Source organism: Rhizobium sp. CCGE531 (genome assembly GCF_003627795.1).
Lineage (GTDB): Bacteria > Pseudomonadota > Alphaproteobacteria > Rhizobiales > Rhizobiaceae > Rhizobium.
On sequence record NZ_CP032684.1, the window covers coordinates 2999578 to 3018443 of the forward strand.

The 18866-nt window shown below is 61.6% G+C and carries 15 protein-coding genes; 8 read left to right on the forward strand and 7 right to left on the reverse strand.

Translation table 11 applies throughout. The features are described from left to right. Positions 1-146 precede the first annotated feature (146 nt). The 5 genes from CCGE531_RS14645 to CCGE531_RS14665 all read right to left on the reverse strand — a co-directional run bounded on the left by CCGE531_RS14645 (position 147) and on the right by CCGE531_RS14665 (position 8762). Complete coding sequence (locus CCGE531_RS14645; RefSeq protein WP_120666852.1) at positions 147-1931, reverse strand: IlvD/Edd family dehydratase; 1785 nt, start codon at positions 1929-1931, stop codon at positions 147-149. A 7-nt stretch (positions 1932-1938) separates the two neighbouring features. After that, a complete protein-coding gene (locus CCGE531_RS14650; protein WP_120664824.1) occupies positions 1939-2823 on the reverse strand; it encodes an NAD(P)-dependent oxidoreductase in 885 nt (294 codons plus the stop codon). Between the two features lie 441 nt (positions 2824-3264). Next, a complete protein-coding gene (locus CCGE531_RS14655) occupies positions 3265-6462 on the reverse strand; it encodes an efflux RND transporter permease subunit (RefSeq protein WP_120664825.1) in 3198 nt (1065 codons plus the stop codon). A 128-nt stretch (positions 6463-6590) separates the two neighbouring features. Next, positions 6591-7778: an efflux RND transporter periplasmic adaptor subunit gene (locus CCGE531_RS14660; RefSeq protein ID WP_120664826.1), complete on the reverse strand. Its 1188-nt coding sequence runs from the start codon at positions 7776-7778 to the stop codon at positions 6591-6593. Between the two features lie 171 nt (positions 7779-7949). Continuing rightward, positions 7950-8762 (reverse strand): alpha/beta hydrolase, encoded by an 813-nt coding sequence (locus CCGE531_RS14665; RefSeq protein WP_120664827.1) that lies wholly within the window; start codon positions 8760-8762, stop codon positions 7950-7952. A gap of 233 nt (positions 8763-8995) precedes the next feature. On the opposite strand from CCGE531_RS14665, the gene CCGE531_RS14670 reads away from it, so the two are divergent. Beyond that, a complete protein-coding gene (locus CCGE531_RS14670) occupies positions 8996-9907 on the forward strand; it encodes a LysR family transcriptional regulator (RefSeq protein ID WP_120664828.1) in 912 nt (303 codons plus the stop codon). 59 nt (positions 9908-9966) lie between these two features. On the opposite strand, the gene CCGE531_RS14675 is transcribed toward CCGE531_RS14670, so the two are convergent. Beyond that, the gene (locus tag CCGE531_RS14675) at positions 9967-10425 is read right to left on the reverse strand and encodes a carboxymuconolactone decarboxylase family protein (protein ID WP_120664829.1); all 459 of its coding nucleotides are present in this window, start codon (positions 10423-10425) and stop codon (positions 9967-9969) included. 134 nt (positions 10426-10559) lie between these two features. Here CCGE531_RS14675 and CCGE531_RS14680 point away from each other — a divergent pair, with 134 nt between their 5' ends. Next, a complete protein-coding gene (locus tag CCGE531_RS14680) occupies positions 10560-11444 on the forward strand; it encodes a sigma-70 family RNA polymerase sigma factor (RefSeq protein WP_120664830.1) in 885 nt (294 codons plus the stop codon). A 106-nt stretch (positions 11445-11550) separates the two neighbouring features. On the opposite strand, the gene CCGE531_RS14685 is transcribed toward CCGE531_RS14680, so the two are convergent. Then, positions 11551-12312, reverse strand: coding sequence for a helix-turn-helix transcriptional regulator (locus tag CCGE531_RS14685; protein ID WP_120664831.1), 762 nt, complete (start codon positions 12310-12312; stop codon positions 11551-11553). A gap of 138 nt (positions 12313-12450) precedes the next feature. Between CCGE531_RS14685 and CCGE531_RS14690 the strand changes: the two genes are divergently transcribed. From CCGE531_RS14690 to CCGE531_RS14715, 6 genes are all read left to right on the forward strand, one after another. Then, positions 12451-13398 (forward strand): DMT family transporter, encoded by a 948-nt coding sequence (locus CCGE531_RS14690; protein ID WP_120664832.1) that lies wholly within the window; start codon positions 12451-12453, stop codon positions 13396-13398. Positions 13399-13480: 82 nt separating this feature from the next. After that, a complete protein-coding gene (locus tag CCGE531_RS14695) occupies positions 13481-14203 on the forward strand; it encodes a GntR family transcriptional regulator (RefSeq protein WP_120664833.1) in 723 nt (240 codons plus the stop codon). A gap of 101 nt (positions 14204-14304) precedes the next feature. Beyond that, positions 14305-15585: a cysteine desulfurase-like protein gene (locus tag CCGE531_RS14700; RefSeq protein ID WP_120664834.1), complete on the forward strand. Its 1281-nt coding sequence runs from the start codon at positions 14305-14307 to the stop codon at positions 15583-15585. A gap of 173 nt (positions 15586-15758) precedes the next feature. Next, positions 15759-16541, forward strand: coding sequence for an aldolase/citrate lyase family protein (locus tag CCGE531_RS14705; protein WP_120664835.1), 783 nt, complete (start codon positions 15759-15761; stop codon positions 16539-16541). A 187-nt stretch (positions 16542-16728) separates the two neighbouring features. Then, positions 16729-17934: a pyridoxal phosphate-dependent aminotransferase gene (locus CCGE531_RS14710; protein WP_245458863.1), complete on the forward strand. Its 1206-nt coding sequence runs from the start codon at positions 16729-16731 to the stop codon at positions 17932-17934. Between the two features lie 80 nt (positions 17935-18014). Continuing rightward, positions 18015-18812: an ABC transporter substrate-binding protein gene (locus tag CCGE531_RS14715; protein ID WP_120664836.1), complete on the forward strand. Its 798-nt coding sequence runs from the start codon at positions 18015-18017 to the stop codon at positions 18810-18812. Positions 18813-18866: the final 54 nt, after the last annotated feature.

Genomic DNA, 18866 nt, shown 5'->3' on the forward strand with positions numbered 1-18866 from the left:
TGTTCAGCCAGCAGTTTTTCGATATCTCGACCAGAGTATGATGCCGAAAAGTGTAAGCAGTTTTCGGATGATATCATGCCCTGCCCGTTTGATGCTGGCGCGGATTGAGATTTTAGATCGAATAGACCTAAAATCTCAATCCGGCCTTAGTGATTATGCCTCGGCGGTATTGCGGCGATATTGCGGAAATCGGCCGCGCCATCGAGGACGGCGCCATCGGAAAGCTGGGTGACCGAACGGCGATAGATCCGCTGCCATGGCGTCGCATCCGGCGGAACGGCCGGAATGCCATCTCCCTTGCGGCGCTCGATTTCCGTCTCGTCCACCAGCATGTCGCAGCGGCCGTGATTGAAATCGATGCGGATGATGTCGCCGGTCCTGAGCCAGGCAAGGCCGCCGCCGGCGGCACTTTCCGGCGATGCATTGAGAATGGAAGGGCTGTCGGCCGTACCCGACTGGCGGCCGTCGCCGATCGTCGGCAAGCTGCGGATACCCCGCTTCAGAAGCGCATCCGGCGGCTGCATGTTGACGACCTCGGCCGAACCCGGCCAGCCGATCGGCCCTGCGCCGCGAATGACGAGGATCGTGTTCTCATCGATACCGAGATCGGCATCGTTGATGCGCTTGTGATAATCCTCCGATCCGTCAAAGACGACAGCCCGGCCCTCGAACACGCCTTCATGCTCCGGCTCCCGCAGATAACGGCTGCGGAACTCCTCCGATACGACGCTCATCTTCATGATGGCGAAATCGAACAGATTGCCCTTGAGGACGAGGAAGCCGGCACGCTCCTTCAGCGGCTCGGCGAAGGGGCGGATGACCTCGCGATCGGTCGCCTCCCGGCCCTTCAAATTCTCCGCCATCGTGCTGCCTGTCACGGTCGGACAGCTCCCATCCAGCTTGCCGGCCTGCAGCAGCTCCCACATAATAGCCGGAACGCCGCCGGCGCGATGGAAACGCTCGCCGAGATAGGCGCCTGCCGGCTGCACATTGGCGAGCAGCGGAATATCGAAGCCATGCACCTGCCAGTCGTCGGGATAAAGTTCGACGCCGGCATGCTTCGCCATTGCCGCCAGATGCGGCTGCGCATTCGTCGAGCCGCCGATGGCGGAGTTGACGCGGATGGCGTTGAGAAAAGCCTCGCGCGTCAGCACGTCCGAAGGCTTGATATCGGCGAGAACCAGCTCGACGGCACGCCGTCCGGTGCGGTAGGCCATCTGGCCGCGCTCGCGATAGGCGCCGGGAATGGCGGCGCAGTCGGTCAGCGACATGCCGAGCGCCTCGGCCATGGCATTCATGGTCGAAGCCGTTCCCATGGTGTTGCAATGGCCGATCGAGGGCGCCGAGGCGAGCGACGCCTCCATGAATTCTTCTTCGTCGATCTCGCCCGCCGCCAGCTTGCGGCGCGACCGCCAGATCACGGTGCCGGAGCCGGCAAGCTCGCCCTCATGCCAGCCATCGAGCATCGGACCGCCCGAGAGAACGATGGCGGGAATATTGACGGTCGAGGCAGCCATCAGCGCCGATGGCGTGGTCTTGTCGCAGCCGGTCGTCAGCACGACGCCATCGAGCGGATAACCATAGAGCACTTCCACCAGACCGAGATAGGCGAGATTGCGGTCGAGTGCCGCCGTCGGACGCTTGCAGTTCTCGAAGATCGGATGGGTCGGAAATTCGATCGGAATGCCGCCGGCATCGCGGATGCCGTCGCGCACGCGCTTGGCAAGGTCGAGGTGATGACGATTGCAGGGCGTGAGATCGCTGCCGCTCTGGGCAATGCCGATGATCGGCTTGCCGGACCGCAGCTCCTCCGGCGTGATGCCGTAGTTCATGAAGCGCTCGAGATAGAGAGCCGTCATATCGATATGATCCGGATTATCGAACCAGTCCTGCGAACGCAGACGACGCTTGGATGCACCCTTATCGCTCATCTCTTCTTCAAGCCTTTCCTCGGGCATTCTTGTCTTCCAGATGCTGCAGCAAACCGCTGTGATCCTGCTCGCCGCCGCCATGCTCGACGAATTCGGCAAATTCGGCTCTCACAGCTTCGGTCAAAGGGAGATAGAGGGCGAGACTCTCCGCCGCCGCTAGGACCGCATCGAGATCCTTCAGCTGATTACGGGCGGTTCCGCCCGGTTCGAAGTTGCGCTCGATCATGCGCTGACCATGCAGCTCCAGGATGCGGCTTTCGGCGAAACCGCCGCGAATGGCGGCACGGAATGCCTCGCGCGAACCGCCGCCCGCCTCGACGAGCAGCATCGCCTCCGCGACGGCTCCGATGGTGACGGCAACGATCTGCTGATTGCCGAGCTTTGCAAGCTGGCCCGTTCCGCTGGGGCCGACGCGGGTCACGCGTCCAAGAGGCGCCATGATATCGCGAACGCTGTCTATCACCTCGACATCGCCGCCGGCCATGATCGCAAGCGTTCCAGCCTCGGCGCCCACGACACCGCCGGAGACCGGAGCATCGATATGACGAATGCCGCGCTCGGCGAGCTTGCCCGCATGTTCGCGGGCGACCGCGGGCGATATGGAACTATTGTCGATCACGATCGCGCCGACTTCCAGCGCTTCGGCTACACCGCCGCCGAACAGGACCTCGCCGACGGCGCCGCCGTTGGTCAGCATGGTGAAAAGAACGGATGCTCCTCGCGCCGCCTCGACCGCCGTATCCACGACGGTCGCGCCATCGGCAGCCAGAGGCTCCGCCTTGCTGCGGTCGCGATTCCAGACGGTCACCGCGAAACCGGTAGCGAGCAGCCGCCGCGCCATCGGGGCACCCATCAATCCCGTACCGAGAAAAGCGATCTTTCTGCCGTGCATAAAATATCCTCCGAATTGAAACGCATCGGACACCGAAACCGGAAGCGGAGCGCCTTCGTCGTGCCGACGGATTCGGCGACGATCTTCCGCCCGCTGCCGACCTCAATGCCCCGGATCCGCGAGGCGTCTCCCCACGCCCGACGTACGTCAATCAACTCATCCAAGAGCTTGATAAACCTCTGGAGACAGCATGCAAAGGAAATTGGCTATCGTGCGGCAAATTCTTCGAAAGAATGGTAAATTAGCTAAGACGAAAATATTGGCTCATGAAAAAGGCGGGACCTTTCGGTCCCGCCCGTGACATGTCGAGCACTGGAGTGCCGCTAAAGCGCCGCGCGTCATATATGACGCGCAAAGGTCGCTGTAGCACTTTTAATCTGCTGCATAATTTTATCCTTAAATCGATCCCGATTTAAGGAATTATGCAGTAGGCGCGGCCTCCTATTCGGCGGCGATCGGGAGTACCTCCGCCGAATGGTCGTTGTCGTTGTGAGGGTGCTGCTTCAGCGGACGATTGCCCGTCACGCTGCGGATCAGCACGTAGAAGACCGGCGTCATGAAGATGCCGAAGAAGGTGACGCCGATCATGCCGGCAAACACCGCGACACCCATGGCGGCGCGCATCTCGGCACCGGCGCCGGTCGAGGTGACCAGCGGCACGACACCCATGATGAAGGCCATGGAGGTCATCAGGATCGGGCGCAGGCGCAAGCGGCTGGCCTCGATCGCGGCCTGGACCGGCTTGCGGCCGTCGAACTCCAGCTCGCGGGCGAATTCCACGATCAGGATCGCGTTCTTCGCCGAGAGCCCCACCAGCACCATCAAGCCGATCTGCGTGAAGATGTTGTTATCGCCGCCCGTCAGCCAGACGCCCGTCAAGGCGGCCAGCACACCCATCGGCACGATCATGACGATCGCAAGCGGCAGGCTCACGCTTTCATACTGAGCTGCCAGCACGAGATAGACGAGCAGCAGGGCCAGCGGGAAGATGACGATGCCCGAACTGCCGGCCAGGATCTGCTGATAGGTCAGTTCCGTCCATTCGAAGCCGATGCCCGGAGGCAGCGTCTCGTTGGCGATCCTCTCGACGGCAGCCTGTGCCTGGCCGGAGGAGAAGCCCTGCGCCGGACCGCCGTTGATATCGGCGGCGAGGAAGCCGTTGTAGCGCGTCGTCCGTTCCGGCCCGGTGCTGGCGTCGACCTTCAGCAATGCCGACAGCGGGATCATCTGGCCCGACGCCGAGCGAACCTTCAACTGGCCGATATCGCTTGCATGCGAACGGAACTGGGCGTCCGCCTGCACACGCACGCTGTAGGTACGGCCGAAAGCGTTGAAGTCGTTGACGTAGAGCGAACCCAGATAGATCTGCAGCGTATCGAAGACGTCAGTCACCGAGACACCCAGCTGTTCGGCCTTGGCGCGATCGAGATCGGCAAACAGCTGCGGCACGTTGATCTGGTAGCTCGAGAAGATGCCCGTTAGCTCCGGCGTCTGGTAGGCCTTGGCGAGGAACGCCTTGTTGGCCCCGTCGAGCGCCTGGTAGCCGAGACCGGCACGGTCCTCGATCTGCAGCTTGAAGCCGCCGGTCGTGCCGAGGCCCTGGACGGGCGGCGGCGGGAACATGGCGATGAAGGCATCCTGGATCGCGCCGAACTTGTGGTTCAGCTGCATGGCGATCGCTCCACCCGACAGATTGGGCGTCGTGCGCTCTTCGAATGCCTTCAAAGTCACGAAGACGATGCCGGCGTTGGAGGAGTTGGTGAAGCCGTTGATCGACAGGCCCGGGAAGGCGATCGCATGTTCGACGCCGGGCTGTTCCAGCGCGATCTTGCTCATCCGCTGGATGACGTCATCCGTGCGGTCGAGGGTGGCGCCATCAGGCAGCTGGGCAAAGCCGATCAGATACTGCTTGTCCTGCTGCGGCACGAAGCCGCCGGGGACGGCCTGAAACAGGTAGTAGGTCGCGCCGATCAAGGCGAGATAGACGACCATGACCAGGCTCTTCACCGACAGGATGCCGCCGACGCCCTTACCATAAGCAGAAGAGCCGCGATGGAAGACCTTGTTGAAGCCGCGGAAGAACCAGCCGAACGCCACGTCCATCACGCGCGTCAGCATATCCTTCGGCGCATGGTGATCCTTCAAGAGCATCGCCGCCAGGGCCGGAGACAAGGTCAGCGAGTTGAAGGCGGAGATGACGGTCGAGATAGCGATCGTCAGCGCGAACTGACGATAGAACTGGCCCGACAGGCCGGAAATGAAGGCCAGCGGCACGAAGACGGCGACCAGCACCAGCGCGATCGCGATGATCGGACCGGAGACTTCCTTCATGGCGCGATAGGTCGCGTCGCGCGGGCTGAGGCCATTCTCGATGTTTCGTTCAACGTTCTCGACGACCACGATGGCATCATCAACGACGATACCGATCGCCAGCACCAGGCCGAAGAGGCTGAGTGCGTTGATCGAGAACCCGCAGACATACATCACGGCGAAGGTACCGATGATCGAGACCGGAACGGCGATCAGCGGGATGATCGAGGCGCGCCATGTCTGCAGGAACAGGATGACGACGACGACGACGAGCGCGATCGCTTCCAGCAGCGTATGCACGACCTTGTCGATCGATGCGCGCACGAACTGCGTGGTGTCGTAGACGATTTCGTATTTCACGCCGTCGGGCATCGCGGTCTGCAGCTCGTTCATCGTCTTGACGACGTTGTCCGAGATGGTGATCGCGTTGGAGCCCGGCGACTGGAAGACCGGAATAGCGACTGCCGGCTTGCTGTCGAGCAGCGAACGCAGCGAATAATCGGCCGCGCCGAGCTCGATGCGGGCGACATCGCGCAGGCGCGTGATCTCGCCGTTGCTGCCGCTCTTGACGATGATATTGCCGAATTCCTCCGGCGTCGTCAGACGGCCCTGGGCGTTGACGTTCAGCTGAACGTCGATGCCGGGAACGCTCGGCGACTGGCCAATGATGCCGGCGGCTGCCTGGATGTTCTGCGCGCGAATGGCATTGGCTATGTCGCTTGCGGCAAGACCGCGCTCGGCCGCCTTCTGCGGGTCGACCCAGACACGCATCGAGTAGTCGCCCGATCCGAACACGCGAACCTGGCCGACACCGTCGAGGCGGGCGAGCCGGTCCTTGATATTCAGCGTGGCGTAGTTGCGCAGATAGGTAATATCGTAGCGATTGTCCGGCGAGATGAGGTTGACCACCATCATCAGGTCGGGCGAGCTCTTGACGGTGGTAATGCCGAGATCGCGCACGTTCTGCGGCAGGCGGGGCTCTGCCTGCGAGACGCGGTTCTGCACGAGCTGCTGCGCCTTGTCCGGGTCGGTGCCGAGCTTGAAGGTGACGGTCAGCGTGAGCAGGCCGTCCGATGTCGCCTGGCTGCTCATGTAGAGCATGCCTTCGACGCCGTTGATCTGCTCCTCGATCGGCGTTGCCACCGTTTCGGCGATGACCTTGGGGTTGGCGCCCGGATATTGCGCGGTGACGACGATCGACGGTGGCACGACTTCCGGATATTCGGAAATCGGCAGCAGCCGGAGACCGATCAGGCCGGCGACCACGATGAGGATCGATAGCACGCCGGCGAACACCGGACGGTCGACGAAAAATCTTGAGATGTTCATGGCAGAACCCTCTCCACGAGTGAATCAAGGGACACGAGGTCCAGGCCCGAGGCCCACAGGGGCGCCACGAGCATTGCAAAATCGAGACTTGGAATGGCGGCCGGAAGCTAAGCCTTCCGGCCGAATAATTATTTGGCGGCGACCTTCTCTTCCAGCTTCGGATCGACCACGGCGCCCGGGCGAACCCGCTGCAGGCCGTTGACGATGATCCGGTCACCGGCATTCAGGCCAGATGTGACGATGCGCATGCCGTCGGAGCTGTCGCCAAGGCTGATCGGACGATATTCGACCTTGTTGTCCGCGCTGACTACGAAGACGAACTTCTTGTCCTGGTCGGTGCCGATCGCACGCTCGCTGATGAGCAGCTTGTTCTCGGCCTTCGGCTGGCCCATGCGGACCCGCACGAACTGACCGGGGATGAGACGACCGCCCGGATTGTCGAACACGGCGCGAACGCTGACGGTGCCGCTCGCCGCATCGACTTCATTGTCGATCAACTGCAACTTGCCCTTGATCGGCGTGCCGTTATCGCTTGCCGTCCCGATCTGGACCGGAATCTGCTCCACCGGCGGAGCCACACCATTGCTGGTGGGCAGCTCGGACAGCGCCTGGGTGACCGTCTGCTCGTTCGCATTGAAGCTTGCATAGATCGGATCGACCGAAACAAGCGTCGTCAGTGCCGGCGAAGACGAACCGGCAGCGACGAGATTGCCGACTGTGACGGCGATCTTGCCGACGCGGCCGGCGATCGGAGCGCGGACCTGCGTATAGTCGAGGTTCAACTGCGCCGTCTGCAAGGCTGCTTGCGCCGCCTTCAGGTTGGCTTCGGCCTCGGCATAGTTGCTTGTGCGCGTGTCCATGTCGCTCTGCGAAATGGTCTTGTTGTCGAAGAGCTTCTGCCCGCGGCCAACTTCGACCTGGGTCAGATTGAGCCTTGCCTTTGCTGCTCCGACCTGGGCCTGGGCCTGGGCGACGGCCGCCTCATAGGGTGCGGGATCGATCGTGACAAGCAGGTCGCCCTGCTTGACCAAGGCGCCTTCACGGAAATGCACGGACTGGATTGCACCGGCCACACGCGGCCGGATTTCCACTCGGTCGATGGCTTCGAGCCGGCCGGAAAATTCCTGCCAGGAGGTCACGTCGCGCGGCTCGACAGCCGCAACGGTGACGGGGATCGCCGGCGGTGCCGCCTTGCTGGCCGTCTCCGTTGCCTGAGCGCCGCGCGGCAGCTCCAGATAAAAAGCCGCGCCTGCAACAGCCGCAGCAACACCCATGCCGGCGCCCCACAGGGCCCAGCTCTTACCGTTGGACTTCATGTTGGTCTCTCCTTTGGCCCCGTCTTGGGACACGGGACCGAAAATTCCTATTGTCTCAATAAAATCGGGGGCCGAAGCGTCGCGCATCCGCGTGACCACCGCTCCGGTCTCATGCCTTCGACGCCTCATCCAATTCGCGCTTGTCTCTCGCGGACAGGATACGCTGGTCGATCAAGCCTGCACGTCTTCGACAAAACCCTTGAAACAGCAACAGATGTCCTGCTGCCACGAAGGCCTGTCTTTCGACTGCCCGCCGTAGAGAGTGGGCCAGCCTGTCCCGGCGGGAAGGACTTGCTGGCGAACACGGACGCCGGCTGCTTTCAGCCGGCTGCCGTATTCCATGCTCTCGTCGCGGAGCGGGTCGTCCTCGGCCGTGAGCACCAATGCCGGCGCGAGGCCCGAAAGCCGCGAACAGTATCGAGGCGCTGCATAAGGGTGGCAGACACCGCCCAGGAAGCCCAGGTATCGGTTCCAGCCGTCCGTCCAGCGCTCGCGCATGCCGCTTTCCTCCGCCTGGAGGAAAGATTTCGATCCCATGAAAGGATCAAGCAAAGGCGAAATCAGCACCTGTCCGTCCAACGAACCGGGCATCTGATCGCGCGCCTTTAAAGCGACACCCGCTGCAACATTGCCACCCGATTCCTCTCCGGCGACAAACAGCAGCGATTTTTTCGCTCCACCCAGCGCAAGCATGTTCCGCTTGTTGCTGAGATAAGCGAGAATCCCGTAGGCGCATTCGAGCACCTTCGGAAAAGCATTCTGATTGCCGCTGGTATAATCCGCGGCAACCACGATGGCACCAGCCTCGGCGAGGCTTATCGCCACTGGTCTGTCGGTCGCATGATCGGTGTCGAGGAAAGCGCCGCCGTGCAGATAAAGCACAAGAGGTGCCGCCTTCTTCAAACCTTCGCCGTTGTAGATCCGGGCTTCCACGGGCCCCGTAGGCACGTTTTCCAGCACAACATCTTTCCACGGCGCACTCATCGACCCAAATCCTTGTCTGCTCGAGCGAATATGATTCAATTCAGAAGCGGTCTATCACGCTTTGCAATCACATTCTCGAATGCGGTCTTTGGCGCCCCCATGCCGCATTGCAACAATCACGATAAAAACATATTGTTATTCCGCTTCGAGAATAAGTAGCCTATATTCGATCAGACTATTCACGATTACAAACAATCGACTTCTTTTCTTTACGGTCCAGGGACATCATCGAAATGGATCAGTTATCAGCAATGCGGGCATTCGCGCGCGTGGTGGAAACGGGTAATTTCACCCGCGCCGCGGCCGCCCTTTCCATGCCGAAGGCGACGGTGACGACGCTCATCCAGTCGCTTGAGGCGCATCTGCATGCCAAGCTTCTTAACCGCACGACTCGGCGCGTCATGGTGACGACGGACGGTGCGCTCTATTACGAACGCGCGGTTCAGATCCTTTCGGAAATAGAAGAGCTGGACGGCAGCATCAGCAATTCGCAGAGCCTGCCGAGCGGGCGCCTGCGCGTCGAAATGGCCGGCGCCTTCGCCGAGAAGATCGTCATGCCGGCGTTGTGCGATTTCCATCAACGCTATCCCGATATCCATATCGACCTCGGCGTCGGCGACCGTCTGGTGGATTATCTGGCCGAGAATGTCGATTGCGCGCTCCGCGCCGGCATGCCGAGCGACCAATCTCTGATTGCCCGCCGTGTCGGTGAAATACACCTCGTCACCTGCGCGGCTCCGCTTTACATCGAGAAGCATGGCTTCCCGGAACGGCCGGAGGATCTGGAAACCAGCCATTATGCGGTCAGCTATTTTCGCGCGCAAACCGGCCGTACGATTCCATTCCTGTTCGAACACGGCAACGAGGCACTGGAAATCAGCCCGCGCTACATCCTCTCGGTGAATGACAGCCGCAGCTATCTCCAGGCGGCATTGATGGGGCTCGGCATCGCGCAAGTTCCCAGCTTCATGGCTCGGGACGCGCTTGCAAGCGGCGAGCTCGTTCCCATTCTTTCCGGCTGGACCCGGCCGTCATTGCCCCTGCACATCGTCTATCCGCCCAACCGGCACCTCAGCAACAAGGTGCGTGTCTTCGTAGACTGGATGGCGAAATTGCTGGTGACCTCGCGAGTGGGCGAGGCTTGAAAATGCAGACCACCTTCTTCCCTATGCTGTGAGAAGAAGGTGGCGCTCATTGCGGACGATCAGTTCCAGGATGCGCCTGCCTGCTGGCGGACCGTCGCGTTCAGGCGATTCCAGACATTGTCGATCGCGATCGAGACTATCAGGGCCGACAGTGCCTTTTCGTCGAAATGTTTTGCTGCCTCGCTCCAGATCTCGTCGCTGACGGCATCCGCCCGGTCGGCAAGCCGCGTGGCCGCTTCTCCAAGCGCCAGAGCCGCGCGCTCGGCATCCGAGAAATAGGGCATTTCGCGCCAGGCGGAGACGCCGACGATCCGCTCCATCGTCTCGCCGGCCTTCTGGAGCTTGCGAAAGCCCATATCCGTGCAGACGCTGCAGCCGTTGATCTGGCTGACGCGCAGATGCACGAGGTCCATGATATTTTCCGAAAGACCCTGATCCTTGATCGAATTGCTGACGGCCAGAAGCGCCTGAAGCGTTTCGGGCAGAACGAGGGCTGGGTTCTTCATACGAGCTTGCATATCTATTTCCTCTGATTGTGAGAGCATTGTTGCGGCTCAAGTCCTGACGATGCATTTTCCTGCCGATCCGCTGTCACACCGGCCGGATTTCACTCGTCATGGGTCTGACGAAACGCGATGAGGGAATGTGACCGATGGACGAAAAAAAGTGGCAGGTTGAAAAATTCGAGGCGAACCGGCCGCATCTGCGCGCGGTTGCCTACCGCATGCTCGGCTCGCGGACAGAGGCCGAAGATGCAGTACAGGAAGCATGGCTGCGCCTGGTCCGGAGCGACACCTCGGACATCGAAAATCTGAGCGGATGGCTGACGACGGTCGCGGCGCGCATCTGCCTCGACTTGCTGCGTGCCCGTAAATCCCGCCGCGAGGAGCCGCTGACAGTCCATATCCCCGAACCGATGGTCATGCATGAAGCCGGAGCCGGCACCGACCCGGAACAGGATGCATTGCTGGCCGATTCCGTCGGTCTTGCCCTCCTTGTCGTGCTGGAAAAACTAAACCCGGCCGAACGGCTCGCCTTTGTTCTGCACGATATGTTCGACGTATCTTTCGACGAGATCGCCCCCATCGTCGGCCGCACCACCGTCGCGACACGTCAGCTTGCAAGCCGCGCCCGCCGCCGCGTGCAAGACACGCCGTCAGCGACCGAGGCCGATCTCACCCGCCAGCGCCACGTCGTCGATGCCTTCTTCACCGCCTCGCGTCATGGCGACATGCAGGCGCTCCTTGCCGTCCTCGATCCCGAGGCGGTCTTCCGTCCGGATGCGGTTGCGGCACGCATGGGCTCCGTCAGCGAAATCCGCGGGCGCGCCGACGTCGCCAAGACCTTCCACGGCCGCGCGCAGGCAGCCCGGCTCGCCGTCATCAACGGCGCGGTCGGCGCCATCGTGGTGATCGGCGGGCAGTTGCGCATTGCCCTTCACTTCACCGTCGGCCAAGACGGCATGGTCGCGACCATCAGCGCGATGGCCGATCCGGAAGAGCTGCGCAAGCTGGAGATCGTCTTGATCGAACCGTAGAGCATTTCCGCTTTTCTTCGAACCGCGAAAACGCTCTATCTTCTTGCTTCATTGCGCATTCCGGACGGAAAACCGCTGCGCACTTTTCCTGGAAATGCCCTGAGACCTATCGCATCTGCGTCGGGCTGGTGCCCGTCAGCCTGCGGAACATGGCGATGAAGGCGGAAGCGTTGCTGTAGCCCAATTGCGCTGCGATCCGGTGCACCGGCTCGCCGGCCTCGATCAGCGACAGCGCGGCAACGAGTTTCAGCCGCTGGCGCCATTCGTTAAAGGAAAGGCCAAGATCGTCCTGGCATCGGCGCGACAAAGTACGCTCGGTCGTTCCCATCCTGCGCGCCCATTCCGAGAGGGAGTGCCGGTCGCCGGGATCGGCCTGCAGCGCACTCAGCACCGGCCCGAGCAGCGGATCGTCGGAGAGCGGCAGATAGCTTTCGCAGCGTGGCGCCAGGCGAATCTGGTCGACCAGAACCTGAGCCAACCGCAGATCCTCGGCTGTTTCGGGCATGGTGACATCGCGAGCCGCGAAATCCGCTAGGATCGCCTTCAGCAGCGGACTGATGCTGAGCGTCGAAGGCTTGTCCGGTAGATCGTGGCAGAGCGCGCGTTCGACATAGACGGTCACATAGCGCAGGTCATGCTGGTTATAGGCGCCATGCATCGTATCCGGCGGCAGCCAGATCGCATAATGCGGCGGCGAGAGATAGCGCACGCCCTGAATGTCGAACTCGCAGACACCGATGAGGGCATAGTTGAGCTCGCCCCAAGGCTGGCTCTTTTTGGGAAAAACCGTACCTGCCCTATAATTCTCGGTTCGGAAGGAAACCGGATTCGGCGGATCACCCTCGATGCGTGGAGACCTGACGGACATGTCCTCATTTCGCTACCGTTGTCTTAATCTCGCTATATACCAGAATTCGGACAGACGATAGAAAAGCTTCGGGATGGCGAACCATGTCCGCCCTCCTTCATTTCGCCCCAAGCCCGGGGATGACGGGAGACCAGTTACATGAGCACCCAGCCGAACGCTTCCGCATCCATCGTCAGCGCGGCCGGACTTGCGCCGCTACTGACGGTGCTGATCTGGTCCGGCAATACCGTCGTCACCAAGGCGTCCGCCGGTGTGATCTCGCCGGGCTCCATCTCCTTCTATCGTTGGTTGCTTGCCTTCCTCGTGCTCCTGCCCTTCGTCGGCCGTGCCGTATGGCGCAACCGCGCCCTGCTCCGGCAGCATTGGCTGAAGCTCGCCACTCTCGGCGCGCTTGGCATGGTGATCTACCAGAGCCTCGCCTATGAGGCGGCGAAGACGACCTCTGCCGTCAATATGGGCGTGATGATCGCTTTGATGCCGCTGCTGTCGACGATTTTCGCAAGCCTGCTTGCCGGCGAAAAATTGAGCATCGCCAGCCTGGCGGGCGGCGTGATTTCCCTGATCGGGCTCATCTATCTGACGTCTCAAGGCGACCCGATGCGGCTCGCGAATGGCGGCTTCCATATCGGCGACGGCCTGATGATCATCGCCGTCCTCTCGAATGCGCTTTACGGGGTGATGCTGAGACGGTGGGCGATGCCGATTCCGATGTGGCAGCAGCTTTTCTGGCAGATCGGTTTCTCGACCCTGCTGCTGATCCCGATCTTCCTGATGGGCGAGATTTCGCCGGTCACCACGGCCAATCTGCCGCTGATCCTCTATGCCGCGATCCCGACCTCCCTCGTCGCGCCGCTCTGCTGGATGATCGGCATTCAGAAGCTCGGCGCGAGCCGCACCTCGCTGCTGATCAATCTCCTGCCCATTATCGTCGCGGCTCTGGCCTGGGCGCTCCTTGGAGAACAGCTGCATGCCTATCATGCGATCGGCGGCGCGCTTGCCCTCATCGGCGTCGGCCTCGGCCTGCGAAGGGCCCCGGCGAAGAACGATCCGACAGATGAGGCGGGCTGGAAGCCTGAGGAGGCCTGAGCACCGCTCTGCGAAACCCTTTCCTTTCGCCCGCCCTTCGTTCTACCATGAACGGGTCCTGAGCAGCGAAAAGGAAGCGAGCGTGCGCATAGCCCTGGAACCGGTGTCCTCCAGAACGACGATCCAGGAGAGCGTCTATCAGCAGCTCAAGAACGCGCTCATGGCCGGCAATTTCGATCCCGGCCAGACCCTGACCATCGCCTCGCTCGCCGAAACCTTCGGAACCAGCAACATGCCGGTGCGCGAGGCCCTGCGCCGGCTGGCAGCCGAAAATGCGCTTGAGGTCGCAGCCAACGGCTCGGCCCGCATTCCGATCGTCACCCTCGCCCGGCTGGACGATCTCTGCCGGGCCCGCATCGCCGTGGAAGGCCTGGCCGCCGAACTCGGCATGCCGAACCTCACCCCAACAGACATTGAAACGCTCGAACGCATTGCCGGCGAACAGCATGTGATCGGCCTCGGCGCCAATGTCTACGACCTGATGGCCAAGAACCAGCAGTTCCATTTCACCATCTACCGCGCCTCCGGCTCCGAGGTGCTGCTGCAGCTTATCGAAACTTTGTGGCTGCGCTTCGGCCCCTACATGCGCATGCTCTCGGCCTCGGTCGAGCCCTTGATGCGCAGCGGCGAGCTCGATCCCGCCGGCGAGCATGTTGCCATCGTCAACGCTTTGAAGGCGGGGGACTTCGCCGCAGCCCGCGACGGTGTCGTCGCCGATATCAGCCGCACTCATGAAATCCTCAGGGATTATTGCCCGGCGACGCAGGACGAGCCGCGCAAGGGCTCCGGCTCGGCGCGTCGCTGAGCCTTCCAAAGGAGATCTAGAAATTGGTTGAACCTTAAAGTACTTTGTGATCAAATGATCAAAATCGAGGTTTCAAACCCAACATCCAGAGCGAGATTCCCATGAGCTCCGCCCCTTCCGCATCGCAATTCGCCGGTCACAACAGCTTCCCTGTCGACGAGGTCCGCGCCATGTTTCCGGCCATCCGGAAGGCCGGTGATTTCGTCTTTCTCGACAATGCGGGCGGCGCGCAGGTGCCGCAGACGGTGGTGGATGCGGTTGCCAATCACCTCATCGATTTCAACGTGCAGCGCATGGCGAAATACCAGCACAGCCAGGGCGTCGACCGCAATCTGGAAGAGGCGCGCGAAAGCGTCGCCATGCTGGTGAATGCTTACAGACCGGAAGAAATCTCCTTCGGCCAGAACGCCACCTCCTTCATCCGCCTCGTGAGCCTCGGCATTGCCAAGCTGCTTGGCGAGCGCAACGAGATCGTCGTCACCGACATGGATCACGACGCCAACATCGCCACCTGGATGGCGCTGGAAGGAGACGGCGCCAAGATCGTGTGGTGGCGCATGCGTGAGGACGGCACGCTGCATACGGAAGATCTGAAGCCGCTGCTCAACGACAAGACCCGCCTTGTCGCCTGCACCGTCACGGCGCATTCCATCGGCACGATCGTCGACGTTGCCGCCGTCTGTAAACTCGCGCAGCCGGCCGGTGCCGAAACCTTCCTCGATTGCGTCCATTACGGCCCGCATGGCCTGATCGACGTTCAGGCTTGGGGTTGCGACTATCTCGTCTGCTCCGGCTACAAGAATTTCTCGCCGCATATGGGCTTCCTCTGGGGCCGCTACGACGCGCTGGTCAAGCTGCCGACCTTCAAGGAAGACTTCATTCCCGATGTGCCGCCCTACAAGATCGAAGTCGGCACCTTCACCTATGAGAACGTCGCCGGCATGAATGCCGCGGTCAAATATCTCGAAGGGCTTGGCCGCCGGTTCCTGCCTGCCGGCGACCATAGCCGCCGCGAGGCGCTCGCAGCCGCCATGGGTGCGATCCGCCAATACGAGCTGATGCTTTCGCGCGAAATGATTGCCGTGCTGAAGCGCCACGGCGCCACCATCTACGGCATCTCCGACGAGGCTCGCCTGGAGCAGCGCGTGCCCACCATCTGCTTCAACATGCCCGGCATCACGCCGCAGGAATTCGCCGACGAAATGGGCAAAGAACGCATCGGCCTGCGCGACGGCCACATGTTCGCACCGCGCTTGATGAAGCGCCTCGGCCTGTCCATGGAAACAGGTGCCATCCGCGTGTCGCTGGTGCATTATAACAAGGTCGAAGAGATCGCGCGGTTCGATGCGGTCCTGACCGAGATCATGGCGCGGCGCAGTTAAGCCGCTCCTGTGAGCGGTGGCGGCGCCCGAACAACTCCGCCACCGCAATGCCTCCGTGCCGGCGCCTGATCGGCACGGAAGCTGCCCCGAAATTCAGGGCAGATTGCCGCTTCGCAGTTGTATCTTTTCGGTCTATCCCTCGTTGAGAGGACCGCTGAAATAGGAGGGTGACGATGAGCGATTTCCGCCGGAACTGTATCGAGCAGAAGCTGCTCGTCGGTACGTTCGCGGCCATTCCGCATCCGGTCGCCATCGAAGTCACGGCAGCCTCCGGCGTCGATTTTCTCTGCATCGACTGGGAGCATTCGCAGATCAGCCGCGAGCGTATCGAGGATCTGATCCGCGCCGCCGATGTCCATCGCGTTCCCGCCATGGTCCGCGTGCCCGGACATGCGGCGGAAGATATCGCGACTGTTCTGGACGCAGGTGCGGCGGGCGTTCTCGTGCCTCGCGTTTCAACGGCGGAGCAGGCGCGCGCCGCAATCAAGGCCACCCGCTATCCCCCGCTCGGCGCACGCGGCGTCGGCCCGGGCCGCGCCGCCGCCTATGGCTACCGGATTCCGGATTACCTCGCCAAGGCCAACGCGGAACTCGTACTTGCCATCCAGGTCGAAACGGCCGACGGGCTTGCCAATATCGCCGAGATCGCTGCCGTCGATGGCGTCGACCTCATCTTCATCGGCCCCGGTGATCTCTCCGTCTCGATCGATGCCATGGGACCGGCGGGCAAGGACAGGCTCGACGCGGCAATCAGAACCATCGCGGAAACGGCTTTGTCCGCCGGCCGCGCGGTCGGCATCTTCCGCCCATCCCCCGATGATGTCGGCGCATGGTGCGAAGCCGGCATAAATTTCTTTCTGCTGGCAAGCGACACGATGTTTCTCGGCGCCAGTCTGGCGGCCGGCATCGACGCTGCAAGAAAGGCAAAGCACACCGCGAAGAAGGAAGAAAACTGATTTTTATCAGAGCGTTATCGCATGAGTTGGCAAATGAAATCGCGCAAAGAGGAAGACTTTTTAAGCTTAAAATTTGTCCTTGAAATGCACTGGTTTTTGGATAACCATTCGAAATTGAGGGGTGGCACGAGCGAAAGCTTCCATAGCCGTTTGAGCCCTCCAATATCGAATTCCCAGGGGAAATTCCTTGTCTCTACCGCAGCATAACCTGCCGAACGCGATGTCAGGCCGCGATGCCCTCGAAGGCATTCGCGCCCAGATCCGCGACATGCGCACCGACAACATCGCAGTCCTTGCCAAGCGCGCCCGCGAACTGGGCGGCGTCATTCCGCTCTGGTTCGGCGAAGGCGATATCGTAACGCCGGAGTTCATCCGCGATGCTGCGAAGAAGACGCTTGACGATGGCGCGACCTTCTACGTGCCGAACATGCGCGGATTGGCGACGCTCAACGAAGCGCTGTCGGACTATCAGACGCACTGGCATCAGCGCCCTATCCCGATCGAGCGCACGACGGTCGCGCCCGGCGGCATGCAGGCGCTCTACATGGCGCTCGAACTGCTCGTCGATGTCGGCACCAATGTCGTCTATGTCGCGCCGCAATGGCCGAACATTCACAACGCCATCCATCTGATCGGCGGCGAGCCGCGCGCCGTGTCGCTCGATTTCGATACCGACTGGCGCCTCGATCTCGACAAGCTCTTCGCACGCTGCGATGCCCGCACCCGCGCCATCTTCCTGTCGACACCATCCAATCCAACGGGCTGGACAGCCTCGCGCGAGGAGATGCAGGCGCTGCTGGATTTCAGCCGCCGCACCGGCATCTGGATCATCTCCGACGAGGTCTATGCCCGCCTCTATTTCGATGGCGACATCGCCCCTTCGATCCTGCAGGTGGCCGAGGATGGCGATCGCGTGATCGCGATCAACAGCTTCTCCAAGGCATGGGCAATGACCGGCTGGCGCGTCGGCTGGCTGACGCACCCGTCCGCCGTTGCCGACCAGCTCGGCGCCATGACGCAGTATATCAACAGCGGTACCTCGGCCATGGTTCAGGCCGGAGCTGCCGCCGCCCTGCGCGAAGGCGAGCCGCTGGTTTCAGAAATCCGCGGCCGCATCAAGGCCGGCCTCGACCTCGCCTATGAGAAACTGCCGAAGATACCGGGCATGATCCTGCCGGAGAAACCGCGCGGTGGCATGTATGCCTTCTTCGCGCTGCAGGGCGAACCCGATGCGACGGCATTGTGCGAGCGCATCCTCGAAACGGCCCGCGTCGGCCTGGCGCCGGGATACCACTTCGGCGAAGCGTCCCGCGCGTTCCTGCGCATGTGCACCTTCCGCGAAACTGAACAGATGCGCATCGCGCTCGATCGCATGGTCAACGCGATGACATGAGACGGCCGCCGGTCGGGCGGACGGCAATACCGCGGGTGAGAGGAAAAGCCCGCAGCCATAACCAGAGGGAGACCAAGAAAATGCCCATTACTCGTCGTAGTCTATTGGTCCTAGCGACCGCCGTCGGCCTGGCCGGCGGAAGCCATTTTGCCTATGCCGCCGATGTGTTGAATGTCGGTTCCTATCCGAACAACCCGCCTTTCGAATACAAGACCGCCAATGGCGGCTTCGAAGGCTTCGAGGTCGATGTCGTCAACGAAGCGGCCAAGCGCGCCGGCATGACCACGAACATCGCCGACTACGGCTTCCAGGCGTTGTTTGCAGCAACCAGCTCCAAGCGCATCGACGTGGCGATCTCATCCATCACCATCACGCCGGAGCGCCTGAAGTCGCAGTCCTTCACACAGCCCTTCTACGACTCCGACATGGGCGTTGCCACCAAGGACGGCAACCCGATCAAGACGCTCGCCGATCTCAAGGGCAAGACCGTCGGCGTGCTGTCGGGCTCTACCGGTGAAAAATGGGTCAATGACAACAAGGCCGCGCAAGGCTTTGCCGACGCCAAGGGCTACAATTCGCAGCAGGACATGTTCCTCGATCTCGGCGCCGGCCGCATCGATGCCGTCGTCAGCGATATTCCGGGCATGCAGTATCTCTTCGTCAAGACCAAGGGCTTCGCCATCAAGGATCGCATCAAGACCGGCGAACAATACGGCCTGATGATGACCAAGGATTCGCCGCTGCTCGGTAAGATCAACGACGCCGTCACCGCGATGAAGAAGGACGGCACGCTGGAAAAGATCCACGAGAAGTGGTTCGGCGGCAAGGCGCCGGCCGGCTCCTCCACCATCACCGAATTGCCCATCCCCAAGGCGTGATCAAAAGATCATTATTGAAATGAACTACGCCGGTCGCAACGACCGGCGTAGATG

Excerpts from the sequence above, each read along its gene's own strand:
- CCGE531_RS14645 (WP_120666852.1), bottom strand. The coding sequence starts at position 1,931 with ATGAGCGATAAGGGTGCATCCAAGCGTCGTCTGCGTTCGCAGGACTGG.
- CCGE531_RS14650 (WP_120664824.1), bottom strand. The coding sequence starts at position 2,823 with ATGCACGGCAGAAAGATCGCTTTTCTCGGTACGGGATTGATGGGTGCC.
- CCGE531_RS14655 (WP_120664825.1), bottom strand. The coding sequence starts at position 6,462 with ATGAACATCTCAAGATTTTTCGTCGACCGTCCGGTGTTCGCCGGCGTG.
- CCGE531_RS14660 (WP_120664826.1), bottom strand. The coding sequence starts at position 7,778 with ATGAAGTCCAACGGTAAGAGCTGGGCCCTGTGGGGCGCCGGCATGGGT.
- CCGE531_RS14665 (WP_120664827.1), bottom strand. The coding sequence starts at position 8,762 with ATGAGTGCGCCGTGGAAAGATGTTGTGCTGGAAAACGTGCCTACGGGG.
- CCGE531_RS14670 (WP_120664828.1), top strand. The coding sequence starts at position 8,996 with ATGGATCAGTTATCAGCAATGCGGGCATTCGCGCGCGTGGTGGAAACG.
- CCGE531_RS14675 (WP_120664829.1), bottom strand. The coding sequence starts at position 10,425 with ATGCAAGCTCGTATGAAGAACCCAGCCCTCGTTCTGCCCGAAACGCTT.
- CCGE531_RS14680 (WP_120664830.1), top strand. The coding sequence starts at position 10,560 with ATGGACGAAAAAAAGTGGCAGGTTGAAAAATTCGAGGCGAACCGGCCG.
- CCGE531_RS14685 (WP_120664831.1), bottom strand. The coding sequence starts at position 12,312 with ATGTCCGTCAGGTCTCCACGCATCGAGGGTGATCCGCCGAATCCGGTT.
- CCGE531_RS14690 (WP_120664832.1), top strand. The coding sequence starts at position 12,451 with ATGAGCACCCAGCCGAACGCTTCCGCATCCATCGTCAGCGCGGCCGGA.
- CCGE531_RS14700 (WP_120664834.1), top strand. The coding sequence starts at position 14,305 with ATGAGCTCCGCCCCTTCCGCATCGCAATTCGCCGGTCACAACAGCTTC.
- CCGE531_RS14705 (WP_120664835.1), top strand. The coding sequence starts at position 15,759 with ATGAGCGATTTCCGCCGGAACTGTATCGAGCAGAAGCTGCTCGTCGGT.
- CCGE531_RS14715 (WP_120664836.1), top strand. The coding sequence starts at position 18,015 with ATGCCCATTACTCGTCGTAGTCTATTGGTCCTAGCGACCGCCGTCGGC.